This window comes from Sphingomonas sp. MMS12-HWE2-04, assembly GCF_044881185.1.
Classification (GTDB): Bacteria; Pseudomonadota; Alphaproteobacteria; order Sphingomonadales; family Sphingomonadaceae; genus Sphingomonas.
Genome location: NZ_CP173254.1, coordinates 2,587,175 through 2,607,986, shown reverse-complemented (window position 1 = coordinate 2,607,986; position 20,812 = coordinate 2,587,175). Strand labels below are relative to the sequence as shown.

28 protein-coding genes are annotated in these 20,812 nt (G+C 65.2%); 15 read left to right on the top strand and 13 right to left on the bottom strand.

Annotation, left to right across the window (positions count from 1 at the left end; translation table 11 throughout):
• Positions 1–91 precede the first annotated feature (91 nt).
• The gene (locus tag AB2M62_RS11900) at positions 92–982 is read left to right on the top strand and encodes a LysR family transcriptional regulator (protein WP_404333981.1); all 891 of its coding nucleotides are present in this window, start codon (positions 92–94) and stop codon (positions 980–982) included.
• Positions 983–1,203: 221 nt separating this feature from the next.
• Here AB2M62_RS11900 and AB2M62_RS11895 read toward each other — a convergent pair whose 3' ends face one another.
• Positions 1,204–1,566, bottom strand: a complete 363-nt coding sequence (locus tag AB2M62_RS11895) for a helix-turn-helix transcriptional regulator (RefSeq protein WP_404333979.1) — start codon at positions 1,564–1,566, stop codon at positions 1,204–1,206.
• Between the two features lie 303 nt (positions 1,567–1,869).
• On the opposite strand from AB2M62_RS11895, the gene AB2M62_RS11890 reads away from it, so the two are divergent.
• The 6 genes from AB2M62_RS11890 (at position 1,870) to AB2M62_RS11865 (ending at position 5,460) form a co-directional block, all read left to right on the top strand.
• Positions 1,870–2,334 (top strand): hypothetical protein, encoded by a 465-nt coding sequence (locus AB2M62_RS11890; RefSeq protein WP_404333977.1) that lies wholly within the window; start codon positions 1,870–1,872, stop codon positions 2,332–2,334.
• A 2-nt stretch (positions 2,335–2,336) separates the two neighbouring features.
• Positions 2,337–2,462: a hypothetical protein gene (locus AB2M62_RS11885; RefSeq protein WP_404333976.1), complete on the top strand. Its 126-nt coding sequence runs from the start codon at positions 2,337–2,339 to the stop codon at positions 2,460–2,462.
• On the top strand, positions 2,432–2,866 hold the full coding sequence (locus AB2M62_RS11880) for a GNAT family acetyltransferase (protein ID WP_404333975.1): 435 nt from the start codon (positions 2,432–2,434) through the stop codon (positions 2,864–2,866). The genes AB2M62_RS11885 and AB2M62_RS11880 overlap by 31 nt, the downstream gene beginning before the upstream one ends.
• A gap of 458 nt (positions 2,867–3,324) precedes the next feature.
• Positions 3,325–3,546: a ParD-like family protein gene (locus tag AB2M62_RS11875; RefSeq protein WP_404333974.1), complete on the top strand. Its 222-nt coding sequence runs from the start codon at positions 3,325–3,327 to the stop codon at positions 3,544–3,546.
• On the top strand, positions 3,530–4,306 hold the full coding sequence (map, locus tag AB2M62_RS11870) for a type I methionyl aminopeptidase (protein ID WP_404333973.1): 777 nt from the start codon (positions 3,530–3,532) through the stop codon (positions 4,304–4,306). The genes AB2M62_RS11875 and map overlap by 17 nt, the downstream gene beginning before the upstream one ends.
• Before the next feature lie 665 nt (positions 4,307–4,971).
• Positions 4,972–5,460 carry a hypothetical protein gene (locus AB2M62_RS11865; RefSeq protein WP_404333971.1) on the top strand — a complete coding sequence of 163 codons (489 nt, stop codon included), beginning with the start codon at positions 4,972–4,974 and terminating at the stop codon, positions 5,458–5,460.
• Between the two features lies 1 nt (position 5,461).
• Here the strand turns inward: AB2M62_RS11865 and AB2M62_RS11860 are convergent, their stop codons facing one another.
• Positions 5,462–5,737 carry a hypothetical protein gene (locus AB2M62_RS11860; RefSeq protein WP_404333970.1) on the bottom strand — a complete coding sequence of 92 codons (276 nt, stop codon included), beginning with the start codon at positions 5,735–5,737 and terminating at the stop codon, positions 5,462–5,464.
• Between the two features lie 154 nt (positions 5,738–5,891).
• On the opposite strand from AB2M62_RS11860, the gene AB2M62_RS11855 reads away from it, so the two are divergent.
• Together AB2M62_RS11855 and AB2M62_RS11850 are read left to right on the top strand one after the other, a co-directional pair.
• Entirely contained in the window at positions 5,892–6,239 is a 348-nt protein-coding gene (locus tag AB2M62_RS11855) for an ArsC family reductase (protein ID WP_404333969.1), read from the top strand.
• A gap of 84 nt (positions 6,240–6,323) precedes the next feature.
• Positions 6,324–6,764 carry a hypothetical protein gene (locus AB2M62_RS11850; protein WP_404333967.1) on the top strand — a complete coding sequence of 147 codons (441 nt, stop codon included), beginning with the start codon at positions 6,324–6,326 and terminating at the stop codon, positions 6,762–6,764.
• A gap of 3 nt (positions 6,765–6,767) precedes the next feature.
• On the opposite strand, the gene AB2M62_RS11845 is transcribed toward AB2M62_RS11850, so the two are convergent.
• Positions 6,768–6,980: a helix-turn-helix transcriptional regulator gene (locus AB2M62_RS11845; RefSeq protein ID WP_404333965.1), complete on the bottom strand. Its 213-nt coding sequence runs from the start codon at positions 6,978–6,980 to the stop codon at positions 6,768–6,770.
• A 42-nt stretch (positions 6,981–7,022) separates the two neighbouring features.
• The gene (locus tag AB2M62_RS11840; protein ID WP_404333964.1) at positions 7,023–7,445 is read right to left on the bottom strand and encodes a hypothetical protein; all 423 of its coding nucleotides are present in this window, start codon (positions 7,443–7,445) and stop codon (positions 7,023–7,025) included.
• A 123-nt stretch (positions 7,446–7,568) separates the two neighbouring features.
• On the opposite strand from AB2M62_RS11840, the gene panB reads away from it, so the two are divergent.
• The 5 genes from panB (at position 7,569) to AB2M62_RS11815 (ending at position 12,579) form a co-directional block, all read left to right on the top strand.
• A complete protein-coding gene (panB, locus tag AB2M62_RS11835) occupies positions 7,569–8,426 on the top strand; it encodes a 3-methyl-2-oxobutanoate hydroxymethyltransferase (protein ID WP_404333962.1) in 858 nt (285 codons plus the stop codon).
• Positions 8,427–8,501: 75 nt separating this feature from the next.
• Entirely contained in the window at positions 8,502–9,209 is a 708-nt protein-coding gene (locus tag AB2M62_RS11830) for a tetratricopeptide repeat protein (RefSeq protein ID WP_404333961.1), read from the top strand.
• A complete protein-coding gene (locus AB2M62_RS11825; protein ID WP_404333959.1) occupies positions 9,206–10,528 on the top strand; it encodes a PQQ-binding-like beta-propeller repeat protein in 1,323 nt (440 codons plus the stop codon). The genes AB2M62_RS11830 and AB2M62_RS11825 overlap by 4 nt, the downstream gene beginning before the upstream one ends.
• Positions 10,529–10,702: 174 nt before the next feature.
• Positions 10,703–12,079, top strand: a complete 1,377-nt coding sequence (gene der / locus AB2M62_RS11820; RefSeq protein WP_404333958.1) for a ribosome biogenesis GTPase Der — start codon at positions 10,703–10,705, stop codon at positions 12,077–12,079.
• Between the two features lie 89 nt (positions 12,080–12,168).
• Positions 12,169–12,579, top strand: coding sequence for an Hpt domain-containing protein (locus AB2M62_RS11815; protein WP_404333956.1), 411 nt, complete (start codon positions 12,169–12,171; stop codon positions 12,577–12,579).
• Positions 12,580–12,671: 92 nt separating this feature from the next.
• Here the strand turns inward: AB2M62_RS11815 and bfr are convergent, their stop codons facing one another.
• The 6 genes from bfr to purL form a co-directional block, all read right to left on the bottom strand.
• Complete coding sequence (gene bfr, locus AB2M62_RS11810) at positions 12,672–13,154, bottom strand: bacterioferritin (protein ID WP_404333954.1); 483 nt, start codon at positions 13,152–13,154, stop codon at positions 12,672–12,674.
• A gap of 91 nt (positions 13,155–13,245) precedes the next feature.
• Positions 13,246–13,416, bottom strand: a complete 171-nt coding sequence (locus tag AB2M62_RS11805; protein WP_404333953.1) for a bacterioferritin-associated ferredoxin — start codon at positions 13,414–13,416, stop codon at positions 13,246–13,248.
• A gap of 76 nt (positions 13,417–13,492) precedes the next feature.
• Positions 13,493–14,734, bottom strand: coding sequence for a DUF418 domain-containing protein (locus AB2M62_RS11800; protein WP_404333951.1), 1,242 nt, complete (start codon positions 14,732–14,734; stop codon positions 13,493–13,495).
• Positions 14,735–14,743: 9 nt separating this feature from the next.
• Complete coding sequence (locus AB2M62_RS11795) at positions 14,744–15,418, bottom strand: nitroreductase family protein (protein WP_404333950.1); 675 nt, start codon at positions 15,416–15,418, stop codon at positions 14,744–14,746.
• Between the two features lie 67 nt (positions 15,419–15,485).
• The gene (locus AB2M62_RS11790; RefSeq protein WP_404333948.1) at positions 15,486–15,893 is read right to left on the bottom strand and encodes a hypothetical protein; all 408 of its coding nucleotides are present in this window, start codon (positions 15,891–15,893) and stop codon (positions 15,486–15,488) included.
• Positions 15,894–15,983: 90 nt separating this feature from the next.
• A complete protein-coding gene (gene purL / locus AB2M62_RS11785) occupies positions 15,984–18,203 on the bottom strand; it encodes a phosphoribosylformylglycinamidine synthase subunit PurL (protein ID WP_404333946.1) in 2,220 nt (739 codons plus the stop codon).
• Between the two features lie 469 nt (positions 18,204–18,672).
• Between purL and AB2M62_RS11780 the strand changes: the two genes are divergently transcribed.
• The gene (locus AB2M62_RS11780; RefSeq protein ID WP_404333945.1) at positions 18,673–19,059 is read left to right on the top strand and encodes a hypothetical protein; all 387 of its coding nucleotides are present in this window, start codon (positions 18,673–18,675) and stop codon (positions 19,057–19,059) included.
• Positions 19,060–19,061: 2 nt separating this feature from the next.
• Here the strand turns inward: AB2M62_RS11780 and AB2M62_RS11775 are convergent, their stop codons facing one another.
• From AB2M62_RS11775 to AB2M62_RS11765, 3 genes are all read right to left on the bottom strand, one after another.
• The gene (locus AB2M62_RS11775) at positions 19,062–19,937 is read right to left on the bottom strand and encodes a GyrI-like domain-containing protein (protein WP_404333944.1); all 876 of its coding nucleotides are present in this window, start codon (positions 19,935–19,937) and stop codon (positions 19,062–19,064) included.
• A gap of 100 nt (positions 19,938–20,037) precedes the next feature.
• Positions 20,038–20,376: an arsenate reductase (glutaredoxin) gene (gene arsC / locus AB2M62_RS11770; protein ID WP_404333942.1), complete on the bottom strand. Its 339-nt coding sequence runs from the start codon at positions 20,374–20,376 to the stop codon at positions 20,038–20,040.
• Positions 20,377–20,434: 58 nt separating this feature from the next.
• Complete coding sequence (locus AB2M62_RS11765; RefSeq protein ID WP_404333940.1) at positions 20,435–20,698, bottom strand: hypothetical protein; 264 nt, start codon at positions 20,696–20,698, stop codon at positions 20,435–20,437.
• Positions 20,699–20,812: the final 114 nt, after the last annotated feature.

Here is a 20,812-nt window from a genome sequence, read left to right as displayed (position 1 = left end):
TTGAAGCCGTTTGGCTGATTGCAAAATGAGTGATCCACAGAGTCACGAATAGGCGCTATATCTGAACCCAGCGTCTCACTGGTGGAACGATATGGACCTACTTGCGCTTGCCGATTTCACGCTCGTCGCCCGTCACGGTGGTTTTGGCCGTGCCGCTCGAGCCGCGAACCGCCCCAAGGCGACGCTATCGCGTCGGGTGTCGGAGCTGGAGGCCGCACTGGATCTTCGGCTGTTCGAGCGCGGCGCGCGAATGCTCAAGCTGACGGAAGAGGGACGCGCGCTGTTCGAGCGCACCGGACTGTTGTTGATGGAGCTGGAGGAGAGCGCCGCGGCGATCGCGTCTGGCGGACAGGCGCCCAAAGGCCGGCTGCGGATCAGCGCGCCGTTGCTGTTCGCGCAGACCGCGATGGGTCGGCTGGCAGCGGACTTTGCGCTCCGGCATCCGGCGGTGCGGCTGGAGGTCACGACGGAGGACCGCGCAGTGGACATGATCGAGGAAGGGTTCGACCTCGTTATCCGGGTCAATCCCGAGCCGGACGAGAGCCTCGTCGGACGCATCTTCCTGCGCGACCGGCTGGTCGTGGTTGCGAGCCCCACACTTGCGCGTCCCGAGGAAAGCGAGCGCGCCCCGGCCGTTGTACGGGCCACCGGCGATCGTCAGCCGTGGCAGGTGAGGACCGCGGGTGGCGTTACGATCATCCCGGTCGATCCGGTGCTGGGGCTTTCGTCCCTTATCATGGTGCGCGATGCGGTAAGGGCGGGAGTCGGTGCTGGGCGCTTGCCCATATCGCTCGTCAGCCACGATCTGGCGAACGGCAACCTGGTGTGCTGGGGCGACGTGGATGCGCCCGACATCACGCTATGGACGCTCTATCCGACGCGCAGGCTCCTGAGCGCACGCGTCGCCGCCTTTCTCGATCATCTCAAACTGGCGTTCCCTTTCGGAACACCCGATGAACTGGCCGCCTATGTCGGCGGATGAGCCAGCGCAATCGACATTTCGACACCCTCGAGAAGTGATCGTCGCCGTGCCTCTCGCTCAGGTATGCTCGGCTTCCTGATCATCCATTTGACCTGCGCGATCGTCAGCTTTCATCGAAATCAGACGTTATCGGGGATGAAGCGAGCGACCGGCTTTGGTCGAAAACGGTCGGTTGTCGACGTGCCCCGCCGCCGATCACGACGACGGGGTCTCGGATCAAATCAGTCCTTCGGCTTCACCGGGCGCCATTTACGATGACGCACATCGACGGTGTAGGCGACGTCCGCTTCGCCCGCGAAATATGCAGAGCGACGCTGATCAAGCCATGCCTCGACCTCCGCCAGGTCCCAGACAACGCAGCGGGGCGAGAGGTTGAAGCGGGGAGGGAACTCACCCCGTTTCTCCATCTCGAAGATCGTGCTGTCAGCCAAGGGCACGATCAACCGAAGCTCATGCCGTCTGATCATCCGTGGCAGACCCGTCAGCACCGTGGCTGGACCAGCGTAGGCCTGCGGTCGCTCATCATCATCGTGACCTCTGCTGGGCGTCATGAGAATACGGACGCGCGTTGGGTTCTTCGTCATGCTTGCTCTCCATGGTTGTGGAGAGCGGGCAAGATCGCGGGCCGGACGAACTCACACCGGCGATGCGGTCGACCGGCGGTATTTTCGGGGCTGACGCCCTAAGTTCTGGCGCGTAACCTACGACTCATTGGCTGGCAGCCGTATCGAATGTCCTCGAAAGGTGGTTCCCGAAGATAGGCCGAAATTCCCCTATAAAATCAGGAGCCTAAGGTTTTGACGGCGTGCCTACCGGCAGATCACGGTGAAAATATTTTTTCGTATTCAAAATCAATGTGTTACAAGTGCCTGAATAATGGAGTGGAAGTGACGCGGGCCGCGTCGTTCGGCGCGCTCGCGCTGCTGGCGCTGGCCTCGGCCTGTGCCCCTGCGCCGCCCGAGGCCGCGGAGAACCACAGCGCCAATCTATCGGACGAAATCGTCGTCCCCGCGCCGCCGGCTGAAGCGAATATCGCTGGCCCGAGCGCGCCCGTCGTAGAGATCGCGCCCGACGGGCTCACCGTGACGCCGGTGGGCGGCCAGGCGCATCAGGTGAGCTTCGGCCTGTCGCGCGAGGCAGTGGCCGCCGAGCTCGGCGAGCCCGAGGCCAAGGGCACCACGACCGACTGCGGCGCCGGACCCATGGACTATGCCGCTATCCCGGCGGGCTCAGCCTCAGCTTCCAGGAGGGCAGCTTTGCCGGCTGGACGCTCGAAGGCGGTACCTATCGCAGCGCCGAAGGGATCGGCATCGGATCGACGCGCCGGCAACTGGACGCGGCCGGGCCGGTAACGGTGCTGGACCAGTCGACGATCGGCATCGAATTCACCGGCGGCGACTTTTCCGGGCTGCTCGACTCGCGCGCACCCACCGGCAAGGTCACGCACTTATGGGCAGGCATCACCTGCATCGCGCGGTGATCGAGGAGGCGCGGGCAGGCGACCGCGAGGCCGTAGTCGCTTTGTGGCGCGCCTGCGGGCTGACCCGGCCATGGAACGATCCCGACCGCGATTTCGAGCTGGCGGTTTCGGGCGCGACCTCGACCGTGCTGGTGACGCGCGGCAAGGCGGGCATCGAGGGCAGCGTGATGGCGGGTTTCGACGGCCATCGCGGGTGGGTCTATTATCTCGCTGTCTCGCCACAGCGGCAGCGCGGCGGGGTGGGCCGGGCACTGATGGCCGCCGCCGAGGACTGGCTGCGCGCCCGGGGGTGCCCCAAGATCCAGCTGATGGTGCGCGAGGACAATGCCGCGGCGCTGGGCTTTTATGAGGCGCTGGGATTGGAGCGGCAGAAGGTCGTCGTGCTCGGGCGATTTCTGGGCTGAAAGGTCGCAAAAGTCACAGTTGCGGGCGCGGTCTGCGCGAACTTCGCTTGACGAAGTTGACACCGAAACGGGGTCCGTGCGGACGCGCCAATCGGTAAGGCGTTGTTTTTATTGACCATGTCGCAACGCAGGGGCGTCCGACGTGACGCCGAAGCGGCGGCGAAGCCACCGCTTCGGACATGGAGGCGGCATTCACGCTACAGCGACGCGCCATCCGTGCGACAGTGACGCGCCACCGACGCCGCTGTGACGCGCACGATCGCTCAGGCGGGAGGCTCGGCTCGACGATGTCAAAGTGCGGCGACGGATCGCCCGGCAGAGATAGGGTGTCTCCACCGATGTTCAATATTTGTTCCAATTTGCGAGCGGGTTTCGAATGCAGCGTTTCCGATCCGGCACTTGGCGCGATCGCCGGGGCTGACTATACGGTTCATATACGAATCATATAGGACACCCCAATGGGCATCGTGAACATCGAGGACGAGCTGCACGACCAGCTGCGCCGAGCGAGCAAAATATCCTATCGCTCGATCAACGCGCAGGCGGCGTTCTGGATCAAGCTGGGCATGCTGTGCGAGACCAATCCGACGCTCAGCTTCTCCGAGATCATCGAGCGCGAACGCGAAGCCGCCGGCATTTCGGCGCAGCCTTTGATCGTGGCGCATGACCAAGCAGCCTGAGGAGCTGGCGCTGCTCGCCGAATCCGGCCGGCTGCTGGCATCGGTGTTCGAGCTGCTCGACCGCACCCCGCTTGCGGGCATGTCGACGCTCGAGATCGACACGCTGGTCGAGCGGTTCATCGTCGACGATCTCCGGGCCCGGCCCGCGAGCAAGGGCCAATATGGCTATGGCTTCGTGCTGAATTCCTCGGTCAACCATGTGGTTTGCCACGGCGTGCCGTCCAGGGCCGAGGTGCTGCGCAACGGCGACATCGTCAACCTCGACATCACGCTGGAAAAGAACGGCTATATCGCCAATTCGAGCAAGACCTATCTCGTCGGCGCGGTCGATCCGGCCGCCAGGCGACTGGTGCGGACCACCTATGATGCGATGTGGATGGGCATCCGCGCCGTGCGTCCGGGTGCGCGGCTGGGCGATATCGGTTTCGCGATCGAGCGCCATGCCAAGCGCAACGGCTATTCGGTGGTGCGCGAATATTGCGGCCATGGCATCGGCCGCGAGATGCACGAGGAGCCGCAGATCCTCCATTTCGGCCGACCGGGGACGGGGATGCCGCTGCGCGAGGGCATGGTCTTCACGATCGAGCCGATGCTCAACCGCGGCCGCCGCAGCGTGCGCACCGAGGCCGATGGCTGGACCGTGGTGACGCAGGACGGATCGCTTTCCGCCCAGTTCGAGCACACCGTTGCGGTGACCGCGACGGGCGTGTCGGTGCTGACGCTACGGCCGGACGAGACGGCGATGCTCAAGGCGGCTTGAGGGTTGGTGCCGCTGTTCAGGGAGGCGGGTTTCACGCCGTGGAAGTGAGCGCTGCGGCTTTCGGCATCAAAGGTGAATGGCGGGAAGTGGGGGGATAGCTGACCTTGTTAGCCCTCTCCCGCTTTCGCGGGAGAGGGAGGGGCCCGCCGCCAAGGGCGGTGGGAGGGTGAGGGTCTTGTTCTACCAGGCGTTCAACGCCTTCGCTTGGTAGAAGAAGACCCTCACCCAACCCTCTCCCGCGAAGGCGGGAGAGGGCTAGGAAGGAAAGTCCGCTACTGGGCGCTAGCGAACAGACTGCTTTTGGATCTTCAAGACGCTATCAGCGGTTCGAACGCAACGAGGGCGATAATGACGATTACGGTATATGGCATTCCCAATTGCGACCATGTTGTCACGCCTGTATGCAGAAATAGGTGACACCAGTTTTCCGCAGAAATACGTGATTTCCGTGTCCTGTGGGTCGGCTGCCGCGAGGTCTAATACCCCTTTTCTTTCCGGCCCTCCGGCACGATATTCGATGTATGAGTGACGGAGCCGAAGTCTCTGAGCCAGCTGAGAAGAAGCCGTGGCCAGCCTGTGGTAATTGCGGGCGGCCAGCTATCGTTTCGCTAGATGGTTATCCGGCCTGCATCGACTGCAAATACAAACATGACATGAGCCAGTGGATGACCTTCACTCAGCACGCTGCCATGATTAATTACGCCGCTGCCGAAATGGATGCCGTTATCGGCTTTGGTCCGCCCTCTCCCCGCATCGCAATTCCGAGGCCTCCTGTGCCCCCCATCAACTACAACAACCAAACCGTGTCCGTGACCGGCGGGACCGTCGGCGCGATCAACTTCGGCAACGTCAAAGAGATCCAGGTCAACTTACAGGCTCTCACGCAGAACGGCGCAGCCGACATCGTGGAGCCGCTGGGCAAATTGACCGATGCGATCTTGAACGCGCAGGACGCAGATGAAGCGACCAAAAATGAGTTGCTTGAGCAGGTCGCTACCCTGACCGCCTTGGCGAACGCCAAGCCAGAAGAACGCAAGCCCGGCGTCATCAAGGCGCTGGTTGGGGCTGTGAAGAGCGGTTCAGAGGCAATCAGCAGCGCCGCTGGGGCATGGGGTGCCGTTGAGCCTTTGTTGAAGGGACACTTCGGCTTCTGATCTATGGGTGCTGTAGCTTCCAGACCATCATGGCTTGCGTCTCATCGAGAATATCGAAGTCGCGGGCGATGACGTAGCGGCGAGCAATCAGTTGGATTTCCAATCCGCAATAGCGATTGATGTGGACTGAAGGCAGGGTTGCCCACCAATCGGGATCATCTAGATCAGTGCCAGAATTCATTGCATCCCGTGACGCGATAGCATGGAGATAACCGTTCAGTTCGTACAGGCTCCAACGGAAATGAGAGAGCAGATTTTCCGGTGTGATCGGTTCCATACATCTAATTATCGATCGGTGATTTCGTGGTTTGTGGCATACCCACATGCACGACCGGAAAAGCCAGCTGGAAGCTATGTCGCCGTTCAAAATGGCACCGCAACTCTCATAACCAACTGATTTGTTGATACTATTTCGCGTGGAGCCTAGCCTAATGACTGTTACGGTATATGGCATTCCCAATTGCGACACGATCAAGAAGGCGCGGACCTGGCTGGACGATCACGGCGTCGCCTATGCCTTCCACAACTACAAGGCCGAGGGCGTGGATGCCGCGCGGCTGGCGGGTTGGGTCGCGGCGGTGGGCTGGGAGCCGCTGCTCAACCGGGCGGGGACGACCTTTCGCAAGCTCGACGATGCCGACAAGCAGGGGATCGATGCGGCCAAGGCGCAGGCGCTGATGCTGGCCAATCCCTCGATGATCAAGCGGCCGGTGGTCGAGCATCCCGGTGGGCTGCTCGTCGGTTTTGCGCCGGACCGCTATGCGGGTGCGTTGCTCTGAGCCGCAAGCCCCTGTCATAAAGTGGTTATATTCCCCGTTCCGCGCTATCGTGCTGCGCCTGCACAAAAGATCGGGAGGGGTCGCATGGCATCCTATATTCGGCAAAGGCCGGCCGGTTGGTTCACTCTGGCTGCAGTGCTGCTCGCGCTGTGGGGCGCGGCGGGCTGCGCGGCGCTGTTCATGCACGTCGCATATGGGCCCGCGCTCGATCCGGGCGCGACCGACTGGGACCGGACCTATTATGACGCGCTGCCGGGCTGGTTCACGCCCGTCTATGCGGTGGCGGTGGGCGCGGGGCTGCTCGGCTCGTTCGCATTGCTGATGCGCTCCAAGGCCGCCAAGCCACTCTACATCGTCTCGCTTGCCGCGGTGATCGTCCAGTTCGGCTACGTCTTCGCCGGCACCGATCTGATCGCGCACAAGGGCGCGGCGGCGACGGTGCCGTTCCCGCTGGTCATCGCCGCAATCGCCGCGGTGCAGATCTGGTTCGCCGCTTATGCCGAGCGGCGCGGCTGGATCAGCTGAGCCCTATTCCGCCCAGCTGAACACTTCCTCGAGCGGCTTGCCGAAGACGCGGGCGATGCGGAACGCGGCTTCGAGGCTGGGCGAGTATTTGCCCTGCTCGATCGCGGCGACGGTCTGGCGGGTGAGCCCGATCTTCTCGCCGAGTTCGCCCTGGGTCATCTCGCCGGCGAGGAATCGCAGGGTGCGGACCTGGTTGGTAAGCCTGCCCTCAGCCATGCCAGCCCCGGCGCTGGCGGATGTCGGCATCGCGCTGCTCAGTCATGCCGTCCTCCGATAGCCGATCGCCTGCGCGCCATAGCGAGTCGCTTCGCCCAGCATGAACAGCCCGAGCAAGGCGAAGATCGTGCCGCGACCATGGAGGCCGACATGGAGCGCGGCGATGACTGCGATCAACCCCGCCACCAACGTGCCATAGGCAATGCCGCTCGCCCTGCGACCGACGGCAAAGTCGCGCTCGTCCCGCGCCGCCTGGGCGTCGGCGGGATCGAGGATCGCGGCGACTGCCGTGGCGACACCCAGCACCACCGCCTGAGCGATCGTCACGCCGATGAAGAGCCAGAGCAGCCACAGGCCGCCATCGGCGCCGTTGATCGAGGCATGGACGACGACTGCGAAATAGCCGCCCCAGGCAATCACGGTACTCAGGAACGCCACCCAGGCAATCTTCTCACGAAAGGACATGACATTACCCCTGTTCGAATCACTAGACCTAATGTTCAATATATCTAACATCGAGTCAACTCGGGTGTACACACTACGCCAGATTGCTGGCGCAGGGGGCTGCGGGCGGCTAGGGCGCAGACCATGTCGCACGTGACCATGGATACCGGCACCAGCCGGGCGAACCCGACCCCGGCGCCGATGAAGCGGCTCACCGTCCCCGCGATCCGCAACCGCAAGGGGAAGGAGCCGATCGTGATGCTGACGGCGTACACGACGCGGATGGCGCAGCTGCTCGATCCGCATTGCGACGTGCTGCTGGTCGGCGACAGCCTGGGGCAGGTGATCTACGGGCTGCCTTCGACGCTGCCCGTGACGCTCGACATGATGATCGCACACGGCGCCGCAGTGGTGCGCGGCAGCTGGCATTCGGTGGTGATCGTCGACATGCCGTTCGGCAGCTATGAGGCGAGCCCCGAGCGCGCCTTCAACTCCGCCGCGCGCGTGCTGGCTGAGACCGGCGCCGCCGGCGTGAAGCTGGAAGGCGGCCAGGCGATGGCGCCGGTGGTCGAGTTCCTGACGAAGCGCGGCATCCCGGTGATGGGGCATGTCGGGCTCACGCCGCAAGCAGTCAACGCGCTGGGCGGCTATGGCGCGCGCGGACGCAGCAACGCCGAACATGCCAGCATCCTCGACGATGCCCGGGCGATTGCGGATGCGGGGGCGTTCGGCATCGTCGCCGAGGGCGTGGTCGAGACGCTGGCCAATGAGATCACTGCGGCCGTCTCCGTGCCGGTGATCGGCATCGGGGCTTCGGCGCAGTGCGACGGCCAGGTGCTGGTCGCCGAGGACATGCTGGGCCTGTTCGATCGCACCGCGCGCTTCGTGAAGCGCTATGACGATCTGGCTGGCCGCATTTCCGCCGCGGTTGAGACCTATGCCGCCGATGTCCGGTCCCGGGCCTTTCCGGGCGCCGAACAGGTCTATGCGGCGCGCGATTGAACGGGTACCGAGCGGCTTTCCCTTGCGCAGGACCGCAGCTAAGAGTTCCGCGCCCGCAATCCCATGGAGTCAATTTTGGCGCTTCCTCCTTCCGGCACTACTGACGAAGCCTTTGTCCGCGAAGTCGACGAAGAGTATCGCCGCGAGCAGATGCTCGGCATCTGGCGGCGCTATGGCCGGCTGATCGTCGGCGGTGTGGTCGTGGCGCTGCTCGCGCTCGCCGGCTTCCTGTTCTGGCAGCATCATCGCGAGAGCAATGCGGGCGTGCAGGGCGAGCAGTTCGACCTCGCGCTGCAAAAGGCCGAAGGCGCGCCCGACCAGGCTGCGACCGAGCTCGCCAAGATCGCCAAGGAGGGCGGAGACACCGGCTATGCCGCGATCGCCAAGCTCGCCGAGGGCGGGCTGCTGCTCCAGAAGAACAACGCGCGCGGCGCCGCCGCCAAGTTCGCCGAAGTGGCGAACGACAAGGGGCTGGCGCAGCCGTTCCGCGACCTCGGGCTGATCCGCCAGACCGCCGCCGAGTTCGACACGCTCCAGCCCCAAGTCGTGATCGACCGGCTGAAGGACCTTATCAATCCCAACTCGCCCTGGCTCGGCACTGCGGGCGAGCTCGTCGCCTCCGCCTATCTGAAGGCCGGCAAGAAGACCGAGGCGGGCAAGCTCTATGGCGAGATCGCCAAGTCCGAAAAGGTCCCCGAATTGCTCCGTCAACGGGCGGTTCAGCTGGCCGGCGTACTGGGTGTCGACGCCATCGATCAGTCGAAGGAAACCAAGGCTCAATGAACAACAAGGTGAGGGTGGCTGCCGCTCTCGCGGCGCTCGCAATGGCGAGCGGCTGCGGCGTCTTCAAGGGCGGCGGCAAGAAGACCCCCGTGCTCGGCGAGCGCGTGCCGATCCTGATGTCGGAAAGCGGCATCGCGGCGGACAAGTCGCTCGAGGGCGTCGATGTGCTGCTTCCCGAGGCGGCGGTGAATGACGGCTGGCGCCAGCCGGGCGGCAACGCTGCCAAGTCGATGGGCAACCTCGCGCTCGGCGAGTCGCCGAGCCGCATCTGGTCCAAAGCGATCGCCAAGGCATCGAAGCGCGAGCGGCTCGCCGCGGCGCCGGTGGTCTCCGAAAACAAGATGTACGTGATCGACACCGACGGCGTCGTCCACGCGCTGGCGGCCGATACCGGCGCCGAGCTGTGGCGCGCCGACACTGCCAACGAAAAGGGCAACAAGACCGCCCGCTTCGGCGGCGGGGTCAGCATCGAGGGCGACCGCGCGTTCGCCTCGAACGGGCTGGGCGACGTGGTTGCGCTCAACGCGGCCGACGGCAAGGAAATCTGGCGCAAGCGCCCCGGCGGCCCGCTGCGCGGCGCGCCGACCGTGGCCAGCGGCAATATCTATGTCGTGACTCAGGACAACCAGCTCTTCGCGCTCACCCAGGAGACCGGGGACGTCAGCTGGACCGCCTCGGCGAGCCTCGAGACGCAGGGCGTGTTCGGCGTCGCCGCACCGGCTTCGGGCCAGGGCACCGTGGTCGCCGGCTTCTCGTCGGGCGAGCTCAATGCCTATCGCTACGAGAATGGCCGCGCGCTGTGGGCCGACGTGCTCTCGCGCACCAGCATGTCGACTTCGGTGTCGACACTGTCGGACATCGACGCCGAGCCGGTGATCGATGGCGGCCGCGTCTATGCGGTCGGCCAGGGCGGGCGCATGGTGGCGATGGACATCGCCAGCGGATCGCGGCTGTGGGAACAGAACCTTGCCGGCATCTCCACGCCCTGGGTAGCGGGCGAGTGGCTGTTCGTCGTCACCGACGACGCGCGGCTGATGTGCCTGTCGCGCGGCAGCGGCAAGATCCGCTGGATCGCGCAGCTCAAGCATTACCGCAACGCCAAGAAGTCCAAGGGCCCGATAGAATGGGTCGGCCCGGTGCTCGCCGGCGGCAAGCTGGTGCTGGCCAATAGCGAGGGCGAGATCGTCTTCGCCTCGCCCAAGGACGGCAGCGTGCTCTCGACGATCGACGGCAAGGACCCGATCTCGTTGCCGCTCGTGGTGGCGAACAACACGCTCTACGTGCTCGACGACAAGGGCAAGCTGAGCGCGTACAAGTAAACGCTTCGCTCCTCCCCGCGCGCGGGGAGGGGATCAAGGCTGGGTTTGGCGGCAGCCGGGGCTCTATGCCCCGGCTTTCGCTTTTCTGGCTGTCCGCTATTAAGTCTTCAGGCGCGCAGATGCGCGCACCCACCCCCAGCCCCTCCCTTGAAAGGGAGGGGAGAGATGTAAACCATGCCTCTTCCCACCGTCGCGATCATCGGACGCCCCAATGTCGGCAAGTCGACGCTGTTCAACCGGCTCGTCGGCAAGCGGCTGGCGCTCGTCGACGACCAGCCCGGCGTGACCCGCGATCGCCGCGAAGGCGATGCCACGCTGCTCGGGCTCGAATTCCGAGTGATGGATACCGCCGGCTATGAGGATGACGACGTCGCGACGCTGCCGGGCCGGATGCGCGCGCAGACCGAGGCGGCGGTGCAGGATTCCGACGTCGCGCTGTTCGTGATCGATTCGCGCGCGGGGATCACGCCGCTCGACGAGGAAATCGCGCGCTGGCTGCGCAGCACCGATCGTCCGGTGGTGCTGATGGCCAACAAGGCCGAGGGCCGGGCGGGCGAGACCGGCGTGATCGAGGCGATGGCGCTGGGACTCGGCGACCCCATCCCTTTCTCCGCCGAGCATGGCGAGGGCGTGGTCGACCTGTTCGAGGCGCTGCGCCCGCATATCGAGCGCGAGGAAGAGGAAGGGGCCGAGGAGGAGGAAGATCCCGAAAGCCCAGACGCGATCCTCAAGCTCGCGATCGTTGGCCGCCCCAACGCCGGCAAATCCACGCTGATCAACCGGCTGCTCGGGCAGGACCGGCTGATCACCGGCCCCGAGGCCGGGATCACGCGCAATTCGATCGCGATCGATTGGGTGTGGACCGATTTCGAGGAACAGCCGCGCCCGGTGCGGCTGATCGACACCGCGGGCATGCGCAAGCGCGCCAAGGTCGAGGAAAAGCTGGAAAAGCTTTCGGTGATGGACGCGATGCGCGCGGTAGACTTTGCCGAAGTGGTGGTGCTGCTGCTCGATGCGACGCGCGGGCTCGAAGTGCAGGATCTCAAGATCGCCGATCGCGTGCTCCAGGAAGGTCGCGCCCTCATCATCGCGCTGAACAAATGGGACGTCGCCGAGAACGCCTCCAGCCTGTTCAACGGCGTCAAGGGCGCGCTCGACGAGGGCCTGGCGCAGGTCAAGGGCGTGCCGCTGCTCACGGTCTCCGCGGCGACGGGCAAGGGGCTCGACACGCTGATGAAGGTGGCGTTCGAGACGCGCGAGGCCTGGTCGCGCCGCGTATCGACCGGCCAGCTCAACCGCTGGTTCGAGCGCGCGATCGAAACCAATCCGCCGCCGGCACCCGGCGGCAAGCGGATCAAGCCGCGCTACGTCACCCAGAACAAGAGCCGCCCGCCCAGCTTCGTGCTGTTCGGCACGCGCGTCGATCTGCTGCCGGTGAGTTACCAGCGCTATCTGATCAACGGGCTGCGCAAGGAGTTTGGCTTTGGCGCAGTGCCGGTACGGCTGACCTTGCGGGCGCCGAAAAACCCGTTCGACAACAAGCGCGACTAAACCTTCGTCGCCAATCAACCGCTCGTTTACTTGCTTCGATTAGATTCGCTCGCGAGGGCGTCTCGCAGTTGGGGAAAGAGAGCGTGTCGATGGGCAGTGAGTCTTTGGTGAATTGGGAAGCCTTCGCGCAGGCGCGCAGCGAGCTGGGCGCCAATTTTGTGCGCATTCTCGGCTATTTCCGCGAGGATGGCGTCAAGTCGGTCGATCGGATCGAAGACGCGATGCGATCGCACAACGCCACCGCGATGGTGATCCCGGCACACACGCTGAAGGGCGAATCGCGCCAATTCGGCGCCGATCCGCTTGCCGATCTCGCCGAGACCATCGAAATGATCGCGCGCGGCTGCATCGAGCGCCGCGAGACGCCGACCGAAGCGCTGGAGCATGTCGTCAAGCTGCGCCCGCTTTTCGAGACGACGCTCGATCTGCTGGAACGCGAAGCCAATCCGCTGGTGGCGCGCAAGCCGGCGGCGTTCGGGCGGCGGGCGTTCGCCAGCTGAGCTGGCTGGCTAAGCCGTCGATAGCCACTGGGTACAGAAAAAGGCCGGGGCGCGATGCCCCGGCCTTTTCTATGTCCGCAAAGGGGAGAGGCTCAGCTTGCCTCTTCGGCCTTGCTGTTGAGCTGGATATAGTTTTCCAGCCCCATCCGCGCGATCATGTCGAACTGGCGCTCGAGCGTGTCGATATGCTCTTCCTCGCTCTCCAGGATCCAGCGGAACAGGTCGCGGCTGACATAGTCGCGCACCGTTTCGCAATGCGCGATCGCATCGCGCAGCACCGCGACTGCCTCCACTTCGACCGCGAGATCGGCGCGGAGAATCTCCTCGACGGTCTCGCCGATGCGCAGCCGGCCGAGCAGCTGGAAATTGGGCAGACCTTCGAGGAACAGGATGCGCTCCGCCAGCTTGTCGGCGTGCTTCATCTCGTCGATCAATTCGTGGCGCTCATGCTCGGCGAGCTTCTTGACGCCCCAATTGTCGAGCAGGCGGTAATGCAGCCAATATTGGTTGATCGCGGTGAGCTCGTTCTTGAGCACCTCGTTCAGATATTCGAGAACCTTCGCGTCACCCTTCATCACTGCAATCCTTGCTTGAACAAGGATCACTTCTAGCGGAAATTGGGCACGTCGAAAACCGCAGAAAACCGCGCTTTTTTACTTGCGACTGTCACGCAGCAGCGCGTTCCTCACGGATGATTTCGCGGGCGAAGGGGACGCATTGACCGCATTTCGGCGCGCAGCCGAGCGCACGATAGGCCTGGCAGGCGCTGACCGCACCTTCGCGCGCGGCGGTGCGCACATCCCGTTCCTTAATTGCATTGCAGACGCAGACGACCATGGACCCCTCGCGAAGCTCTCAGACCGACCTAGGGCTAATGCGAGCGATTCGCAAGCCTATTGCGAGGCGTTTGCAGTTAACGGCGCATGGGCTGGAGCGCGCCGCGCGCCAGGCTGCGCCACACCCATTCGAACGGGCCGAATCGGTAGCGGCGGAGCCAAGGCTTAGACCAGGCGAGGATCAGCCCCCAGAGCCCGATCACGACGGGGTAGAGCTGCCACCTGCTGAGCATGCCGTACCAGCCCGCGCCATAGCCATAGAAGATGCCGGTGCAGATCAGGCTGGTGGCAAGATAATTGGTGAACGCCATCCGGCCCGCCGCGGCAAGGCGGGTGCCGACGGGGCTGTCGGCGCGCAGGACGAGCAGCAGCAGGCAGATCCAGCCGGCGATCATCGCGGGGCGCAGCAGCGTGGCGAAGACCAAGGTCGTCAGCATCACCGGCAGCAGCGCGAACTGGCTTGCGATCAGCCAGATGGCGAGCGCGACATAGGCGGGGAGCGTGCAGCCCCAGCAGACGATCAGCCAGCGGCGATAGCGCGCGGCCGGCCAGGCGCCGGTCAGCATCCCGCTGCGGAACGCCGCCATGCCGAACAGCATATAGGCCAGCGTCTCGGCGCCGATGAAAAATAGCAGCCGGAACGGGCCGAAAGCCTGGTCGGCGAAACGCTGGGTGAGGATCGTGCCGTAGCTGCCGCGATAGAGCGTCAGATCGGTGGCGATGTCGGCGGGGGCGGGCACGCCGAACGCCGCGATCAGATCGTGGAGCTGCCGCGCTGCCTGGGGCGTGGTCAGGTGGCGGGCTTCAAGCATTTGCAGCGGGATCGTCGCGAAGAGCAGCAGGTTGAACAGCGCGAAAGTCGTGCCGAGCGCGATCAGCCGGGGTATGGGCAGGTACCGGAAGCCATAAGCGAGCATGCCGACCAGCGCATAATGGGCGAGGATATCGCCTTCCCAGACCAGCCAGAGATGCGCGAGCCCGAAGGCCAGCAGCCAGACCATCCGCCGGTAGTGGACGATCGCCCCGTTGCCGCCGCCGGCCTCGGCGCGCTCGACGACGAGCAGCATCGACGCCCCGAACAGAAAGGAGAACAGCCCGCGCATCCGCCCGTCGAACAGGATGAAGTTGACGGCCCAGGCGATGAGATCGGCGCCGTGCCACCCGCCATAGGCACGCGGATTGTCATAGGCCGCCTGCGGCATCGCGAAGGAGACGATGTTGAGCAGCAGGATGCCGAGCACCGCGACGCCGCGGACAAGGTCCAGCGCCGGCAGCCGTGCGGCCGGGGCAAGGGGTTCGAAACTGTCGGCAGCCGCCATGCGGCAGCGCTACAGCCAGCTGGCGATCTGCTCCAGCGGCTTCTTGTCGAGCGCGTGCGCCGGGATCGTCGCATCGGGCGCGGCATGGCCGGCGACGATGATCATCACCGGCTTCTCGGTTTCCGGGCGCTGGCAGACGCGGTTGAGGAAGCGCATCGGGCTCGGGGTGTGGACCAGGGTCGCGATGCCGGCCTGGTGGAGCGCGGCGATCAGCAAGCCGCAGGCGATGCCGACGCTCTCGGTCACGTAGTAATTATGCTGGAGATCCTCCGCGCGCATCCCGTTGCGGCGCTGCGCGAAGACGACGATCAGCCAGGGCGCAGTCTCGAGATAGGGCTTGTCGGCCTTGGTCCCGAGCGGTGCCAGTGCCTCGAGCCATTCGCGCCCCGCACGGCCGCCGTAAAAGGCTTGCTCCTCCTCTTCGGCGGCGACGCGAATCGCGATCTTCGCTTCGGGCGAGGCGACCACGCTGAAATGCCAGGGCTGGCGATTGGCGCCGCTGGGCGCCGAACCGGCCGCCATCAGCGCGGCCTCGATCACTTCGCGCGGCACGGAATCTTCGGAGAACGCGCGGCAGCTGCGCCGCGTCCGCATCGAGTCACCGAATGCGCGCGCGCGGGCCACGCGCTCGGCGTCGCTTAGTGGAGGATATGGCTGCCAAGGCAGCGGCTCGTGCTCGTGCATATGCAGTCCTGGCCTATACATGCCAGCCGGCTCCCATTGTCGCTAGTCCGCGATTTCCCTTAGCTACTCAACGGTTTGCCTTGCGGATGACCAGCTTGAGCCCGGACCATGTCGCGTCGACTGCGCAAACCTTGATGTCGACCAGCCCCCGGGGGAGCGCGATCTCGCGGACAACGTCCTCGGTGACATCGGTTTGCACCTTAGCGGCCTTTTTGGGCCAGGATACCCAGATAAAGCCATTGGATTGCATCAGCGGCTGGATTGCTGCGAGTTCGCGTTCGAGCCGATCGCGCTCGGTGACGAACAGATGCGCGCATTGCAGTCCGTCGGAGGCGGAAAGCTGCTCCTCGATCGCCAGCGCATCGGGATCGATCTCCGCGCGGACGCTGTCGGGCATGTTGTGGAACCAGCAGCGGATGCCGGGCTTGAGCCCGAGCTTCTGGGCGAGCGGTGTGCCGGAATAGCCTGAGGTCATGGGGCGCGCTCCTGTTCGAGAGAGCGTACCCCATGCGTGGCAAAACGCGAAATGACCGCGATCAAAGCGGCGCGCTGCTGCGTCGGGACTTTACGCCAGCGCGGCGTCTTCGCCCATCAGCGCCGGGAAAAAGCCTTCGTGGGCGGCGCGCAGGTCGGCGATGCTCACGCAGAAATCGCCTTCTTCGAGCTCGAAGATCAGCCGATCGCGGATCGTGCGGCCGATCGGATCGGCGACGGCGCCGGCGCGATCGGCAGCGACCAGGAAGTCGGCGAGCGCCTCATCCTTGACCGTGACGACGTACAGGCCCTGGTCCTCACCGAAGAACGAGCCCGCGACGCCGAACGGCTGCGCCTGGTCGATGATCGCGCCGATGCCGCTGGCGAGCGCCATTTCGGCGAGCGTGACGGCGAGCCCGCCGTCGGAGACGTCATGGCACGCCGAGATCGCGCCGCCGGCGATGCCCGCGCGGATGAAGCCGCCGGCGCGGCGCTCGGCCATCAGGTCGACCGCGGGGGGCGGGCCTTCCTCGCGGCCATGGACTTCGCGAAGCCAGATCGACTGGCCGAGATGGCCGCTACGCTCGCCGACTGCGATGATGATGTCGCCGGTGCCTTTGAAGGCGATCGTGCAGTTCTTCGTCCAGTCCTTGAGCAGCCCGACGCCGCCGATCGCGGGGGTGGGGAGGATTGCCGAGCCGCCGCCGGTGGCCTTGCTCTCATTGTAGAGCGAGACGTTGCCCGAGACGATCGGGAAGTCGAGCGCGCGGCACGCCTCCGACATGCCTTCGAGGCAGCCGACGATCTGGCCCATGATCTCGGGGCGCTGCGGATTGGCGAAGTTGAGGCAGTTGGTCACCGCCAGCGGCAATGCGCCGACGGCGCAGAGATTGCGCCAGGCTTCGGCAACGGCCTGCTTGCCGCCCTCGACCGGGTCGGCGAAGCAATAGCGCGGGGTACAGTCGGTGGTGATCGCCAGACCCTTTTGGGTGCCGTGGACGCGAACCACCGCGGCGTCGCCGCCGGGGCGCTGCACCGTGTCCGCGCCGACCATGTGGTCGTACTGCTCCCAGATCCAGCGGCGGCTGGCGATATCGGGCGAGGCCATCAGCGTCAGCAGATCCGCGGCGATGTCGGCGCTCTCGGGCACGTCGGTCAGCTCGGGCTGCTTGGGCGTGGGGACATGCGGGCGATCATAGAGCGGCGCTTCGTCGGCCAGCGGCGCAAGCGGGATGTCGGCGACCACATCGCCCTTCCACTTGAGCACCATCCGTCCGGTATCGGTGACATGGCCGATCACCGCGAAATCGAGCTCCCATTTCTCGAAGATCGCCTGCGCGAATTCCTCGCGGCCGGGCTTCAAGACCATGAGCATGCGCTCCTGGCTCTCGCTCAGCATCATCTCATAGGGCGTCATCCCGGTCTCGCGCTGGGGGACGTCGTCCATCACCAACTCGATGCCGACGCCGCCCTTCGACGCCATCTCGACCGAGGAGGAGGTGAGGCCGGCGGCGCCCATGTCCTGGATCGCGACGATCGCGTCGCTCGCCATCAACTCGAGACACGCCTCGATCAGCAGCTTCTCGGTGAACGGATCGCCGACCTGGACGGTGGGGCGCTTCTCTTCCGAATCCTCGCCGAAATCGGCGCTCGCCATCGTCGCGCCATGGATGCCGTCGCGGCCGGTCTTGGAGCCGACATAGACGATCGGATTGCCGACGCCCGACGCGGCCGAATAGAAGATCTTGTCTTGATCGGCGACACCGACGGTCATCGCGTTGACCAGGATGTTGCCGTCATAGGCGGCGTGGAAGTTCACTTCGCCGCCCACCGTCGGCACGCCGACGCAATTGCCATAGCCGCCGATGCCATGGACGACGCCGGCGATCAGATGCTTCATCTTGGGGTGATCGGGCCGGCCGAAGCGCAGTGCGTTGAGGTTAGCCACCGGGCGCGCGCCCATGGTGAACACATCGCGCAGGATGCCACCGACGCCGGTCGCCGCGCCCTGATAGGGTTCGATGTACGACGGGTGGTTGTGGCTCTCCATCTTGAAGATCGCTGCCTGGCCGTCGCCGATGTCGATCACGCCGGCATTCTCGCCGGGGCCACAGATCACCTGCGGACCCGTGGTGGGCAGCTTCTTGAGATGGATGCGGCTCGATTTGTAGCTGCAATGCTCGGACCACATCACCGAGAAGATGCCCAATTCGGTGAGATTGGGCTCGCGGCCCATCGCGTGCAGGACGCGCGCATATTCCTCGGGCGACAGGCCGTGTTCGGCGACGATCTCGGGGGTGATCTGAGTCATGCTGGAGCCCTTAGCGACGAGGGGGAGCCGGGGCTAGAGGGCGATTAAATGCCGCTTGTTCCGCAAGTTATGTTCCTGCTATGTTCCAATGTTCCGCTGCCGTACGCGGCAATCACGCGGAGCATAGGAGGTGATCGACATAGAAAGTGAACTTGCAACTCTGATCCTCGGCATCGCGATGCTGATGATCGCCGCCATCTCGCTGGTCCTCAAGATCGTCGAAGTGGCCCGCTCCAAGTAGCGGCGGGCGGGGCCGGGCGGCAACTCGGCCCCAAACGCATTGAGCCCCGATCGCGGCAACGATCGGGGCCCAGGAGCGATCAGACACGGGTCTGAACTTGCAACCGTGGCTTTATACGCGATGTCGGCAAATATTCAACCTTTTCGGCCGGTGCGGCGCCTGCGTTGTCCGCACTGGAGCCAGGAGCGATTCGGTGCGTTTGGACGGCGATTCCCAGGAAGGACCGCAATGCTCCCGCTCTTGTTGATGCTCGCCGCCGCGCAGGCTGCGCCGGTGCCCGCCGCGATCGGCGACTTCGACCATGACGGCGCCCCCGACAAGGCCTTTGTCGGCACTGCGGCGGACGGATCGTCGCAACTGATCGTCGAGCTGGCCAGCCGCCGCGCGCCCTATGTGATCGCGCCGCTCAAGCCCTCGACCAGCTTCTATATCGAGACGCTAACGCCGGGCCGCTATGACACGGCGTGTGGGAAGGGCACGGGCCGCGCCAGGGACTGTCCCGGCAAGCAGGTGACTCTCGCCGGGGATACGCTCGCCTTCGGCACGCGCGAGGCCTCGCGCGCAGTCGCGGTGTGGAATGGCACCGGGTTTGACACGGTGTGGCTCAGCGACTGAGATCAGCGCAGCGGCAGATAGATGTCGGTGACTGCCTCGTTGTCGGGGACGTCGGGAAAGAAAGCGACGCGCTCGGCGAAAACCGGGAAGTCGCCCAGTTCCTCGCCGCTGCGCGGCAACCAGTCGGCATAGAGAAACTGCACCGCGGGGCGCAGGCTGTCGCCCGGCCCGGTCCGCCGCACCACCGCATAGCGACCCGGCGGAATATGCGCCTCGACGACGCCGGCATCGTTCGCGGCGATCGGCAGGTCGGTCGAGGCGGCGATGTCGAGGCGATAATCCTCGGGCGGCGTGGTGTCGGGATCGGTGTGGAGCAGGTTGAAGGTCCGGCTCTTCGCCGGGGTGAGCCCGGTGGCGCGGCGCCAGGCAATGAAGCGGCGGACGCTGTCGCCGATCCGCGCCGGATCGCCGCGATGGGTGAGCAGCGCCAGGCGCGTGCCGGGGAAGTCGACGATGCGGACATCGCCATCGGTGAAGCTTGCAGTCATCGGGGCTCTCCTTGCCTGGTCGAGCGGCGCAATCGCCGCGGCCCAACGCTCCCATTCGGGCGATCGCCGAAAATCGCTCGGCGTCTGCCCCAGTCGCTGGCGGAAGGCGCGCGCAAAGGCTTCGGGTGCGTAGCCGCTGGCAAGCGCGATCTCGGTGACCGGCGTTTCGCGAAAGGCGAGCGCGAACGAAGCGCGCTTCAATCGCGTGAGCTGGACATAGCGATGGAGCGACACGCCGGTGAGCTCGGCGAACTGGCGATGGAAATGGAAGGGCGAGAAGGCAGCGACCGCGGCGAGCAATTCGACGCCGAGATCGCCGTCCAGGTTGGCGTCGACATGGTCGAGCACGCGCTGGAAACGGTCGAGATAGCGTCGTTCGGCCTCGGTCACTGCTGCACCTCCGCTGGGCGAGGCCGGCTTAGCGGGTAGGAAGCGCAGGCGCCTGACCGATCTTGCGGATTATCCTCCCCCTGGCGGGGGGAGGGTGCGATTACAAAATCTCGCGCACCACTTCCGGCGGCCGTCCGATTCGCACGCCCTTGTCGGTGGCGACCAGCGGGCGCTCGATCAGGATCGGATCGGCTGCCATCGCGTCGAGGATCGCATCGTCGGACGCGTCCTTCAGCGCCTTGGCGCCATCCTCGGCCTTGCGCAGCCCGTCGCGCGGCGTGATCCCGGCGCGGCGATAGAGATCGGCCAGTTCGTCGCGGGTCGGCGGCGTTTTGAGATATTCGATCACGCGGATCTCGATGCCGGGCGCCGCGCGCAGAATCGCCAGCGCCTCGCGCGACTTCGTGCAGCGCGGATTGTGATAGATCGTGGCCTTCATTGCGTCTTCCCCCGTCTGCGTCGTGCCTAGAAGGTCGAGGCGCCCGAGGCGAGCCCGTTCAGCGCCGCACCTTGCGGTCCAGGCGGGTTTCGCGCGGGCAGGCGGCATGGGCGCACAGCCCGCCGCTATCCTTGTCGCGCGCCGGCGTTGGCGTCGGCAGATCGATGGGGATCCAGCGCTTGCTGCCGCCCTCGCACAGCGACACCCAGCGCGATCCCGGTGCCGCGACGGCAGGTGCGGCCGCGAGGATCAGCACGGCGGGCAGCGACGCCGCACCGCGGAGCAGGGCGGCCGTGCCGCGATGGGTGCGCTTGGCGTGCATACTCTCCCTACGGGCTGGCGGGCGGTAGCCGATGCAACCGCGACGATCATTCTACCAGAGCGCCGCAGTTATTCAAAATGAATCTCCAGTTAGTTGCAAGTGACGTGCTTGGAG

Bases quoted from the DNA above. Each gene is read 5' to 3' on its own strand.
- bfr (WP_404333954.1), bottom strand. From the start codon at position 13,154: ATGAAGGGTGACGCGAAGGTTCTCGAATATCTGAACGAGGTGCTCAAG.
- AB2M62_RS11850 (WP_404333967.1), top strand. From the start codon at position 6,324: ATGGCATCCTATATTCGGCAAAGGCCGGCCGGTTGGTTCACTCTGGCT.
- AB2M62_RS11860 (WP_404333970.1), bottom strand. From the start codon at position 5,737: ATGGAACCGATCACACCGGAAAATCTGCTCTCTCATTTCCGTTGGAGC.
- AB2M62_RS11865 (WP_404333971.1), top strand. From the start codon at position 4,972: ATGACCTTCACTCAGCACGCTGCCATGATTAATTACGCCGCTGCCGAA.
- AB2M62_RS11780 (WP_404333945.1), top strand. From the start codon at position 18,673: ATGCTCCCGCTCTTGTTGATGCTCGCCGCCGCGCAGGCTGCGCCGGTG.
- map (WP_404333973.1), top strand. From the start codon at position 3,530: ATGACCAAGCAGCCTGAGGAGCTGGCGCTGCTCGCCGAATCCGGCCGG.
- AB2M62_RS11840 (WP_404333964.1), bottom strand. From the start codon at position 7,445: ATGTCCTTTCGTGAGAAGATTGCCTGGGTGGCGTTCCTGAGTACCGTG.
- AB2M62_RS11895 (WP_404333979.1), bottom strand. From the start codon at position 1,566: ATGACGAAGAACCCAACGCGCGTCCGTATTCTCATGACGCCCAGCAGA.
- arsC (WP_404333942.1), bottom strand. From the start codon at position 20,376: ATGAAGGCCACGATCTATCACAATCCGCGCTGCACGAAGTCGCGCGAG.
- AB2M62_RS11875 (WP_404333974.1), top strand. From the start codon at position 3,325: ATGGGCATCGTGAACATCGAGGACGAGCTGCACGACCAGCTGCGCCGA.
- purL (WP_404333946.1), bottom strand. From the start codon at position 18,203: ATGACTCAGATCACCCCCGAGATCGTCGCCGAACACGGCCTGTCGCCC.
- panB (WP_404333962.1), top strand. From the start codon at position 7,569: ATGTCGCACGTGACCATGGATACCGGCACCAGCCGGGCGAACCCGACC.
- AB2M62_RS11900 (WP_404333981.1), top strand. From the start codon at position 92: ATGGACCTACTTGCGCTTGCCGATTTCACGCTCGTCGCCCGTCACGGT.
- AB2M62_RS11845 (WP_404333965.1), bottom strand. From the start codon at position 6,980: ATGGCTGAGGGCAGGCTTACCAACCAGGTCCGCACCCTGCGATTCCTC.
- AB2M62_RS11805 (WP_404333953.1), bottom strand. From the start codon at position 13,416: ATGGTCGTCTGCGTCTGCAATGCAATTAAGGAACGGGATGTGCGCACC.
- AB2M62_RS11800 (WP_404333951.1), bottom strand. From the start codon at position 14,734: ATGGCGGCTGCCGACAGTTTCGAACCCCTTGCCCCGGCCGCACGGCTG.
- AB2M62_RS11765 (WP_404333940.1), bottom strand. From the start codon at position 20,698: ATGCACGCCAAGCGCACCCATCGCGGCACGGCCGCCCTGCTCCGCGGT.
- AB2M62_RS11880 (WP_404333975.1), top strand. From the start codon at position 2,432: ATGGGCAGGCATCACCTGCATCGCGCGGTGATCGAGGAGGCGCGGGCA.
- AB2M62_RS11855 (WP_404333969.1), top strand. From the start codon at position 5,892: ATGACTGTTACGGTATATGGCATTCCCAATTGCGACACGATCAAGAAG.
- AB2M62_RS11815 (WP_404333956.1), top strand. From the start codon at position 12,169: ATGGGCAGTGAGTCTTTGGTGAATTGGGAAGCCTTCGCGCAGGCGCGC.
- AB2M62_RS11825 (WP_404333959.1), top strand. From the start codon at position 9,206: ATGAACAACAAGGTGAGGGTGGCTGCCGCTCTCGCGGCGCTCGCAATG.
- AB2M62_RS11790 (WP_404333948.1), bottom strand. From the start codon at position 15,893: ATGACCTCAGGCTATTCCGGCACACCGCTCGCCCAGAAGCTCGGGCTC.
- der (WP_404333958.1), top strand. From the start codon at position 10,703: ATGCCTCTTCCCACCGTCGCGATCATCGGACGCCCCAATGTCGGCAAG.
- AB2M62_RS11795 (WP_404333950.1), bottom strand. From the start codon at position 15,418: ATGCACGAGCACGAGCCGCTGCCTTGGCAGCCATATCCTCCACTAAGC.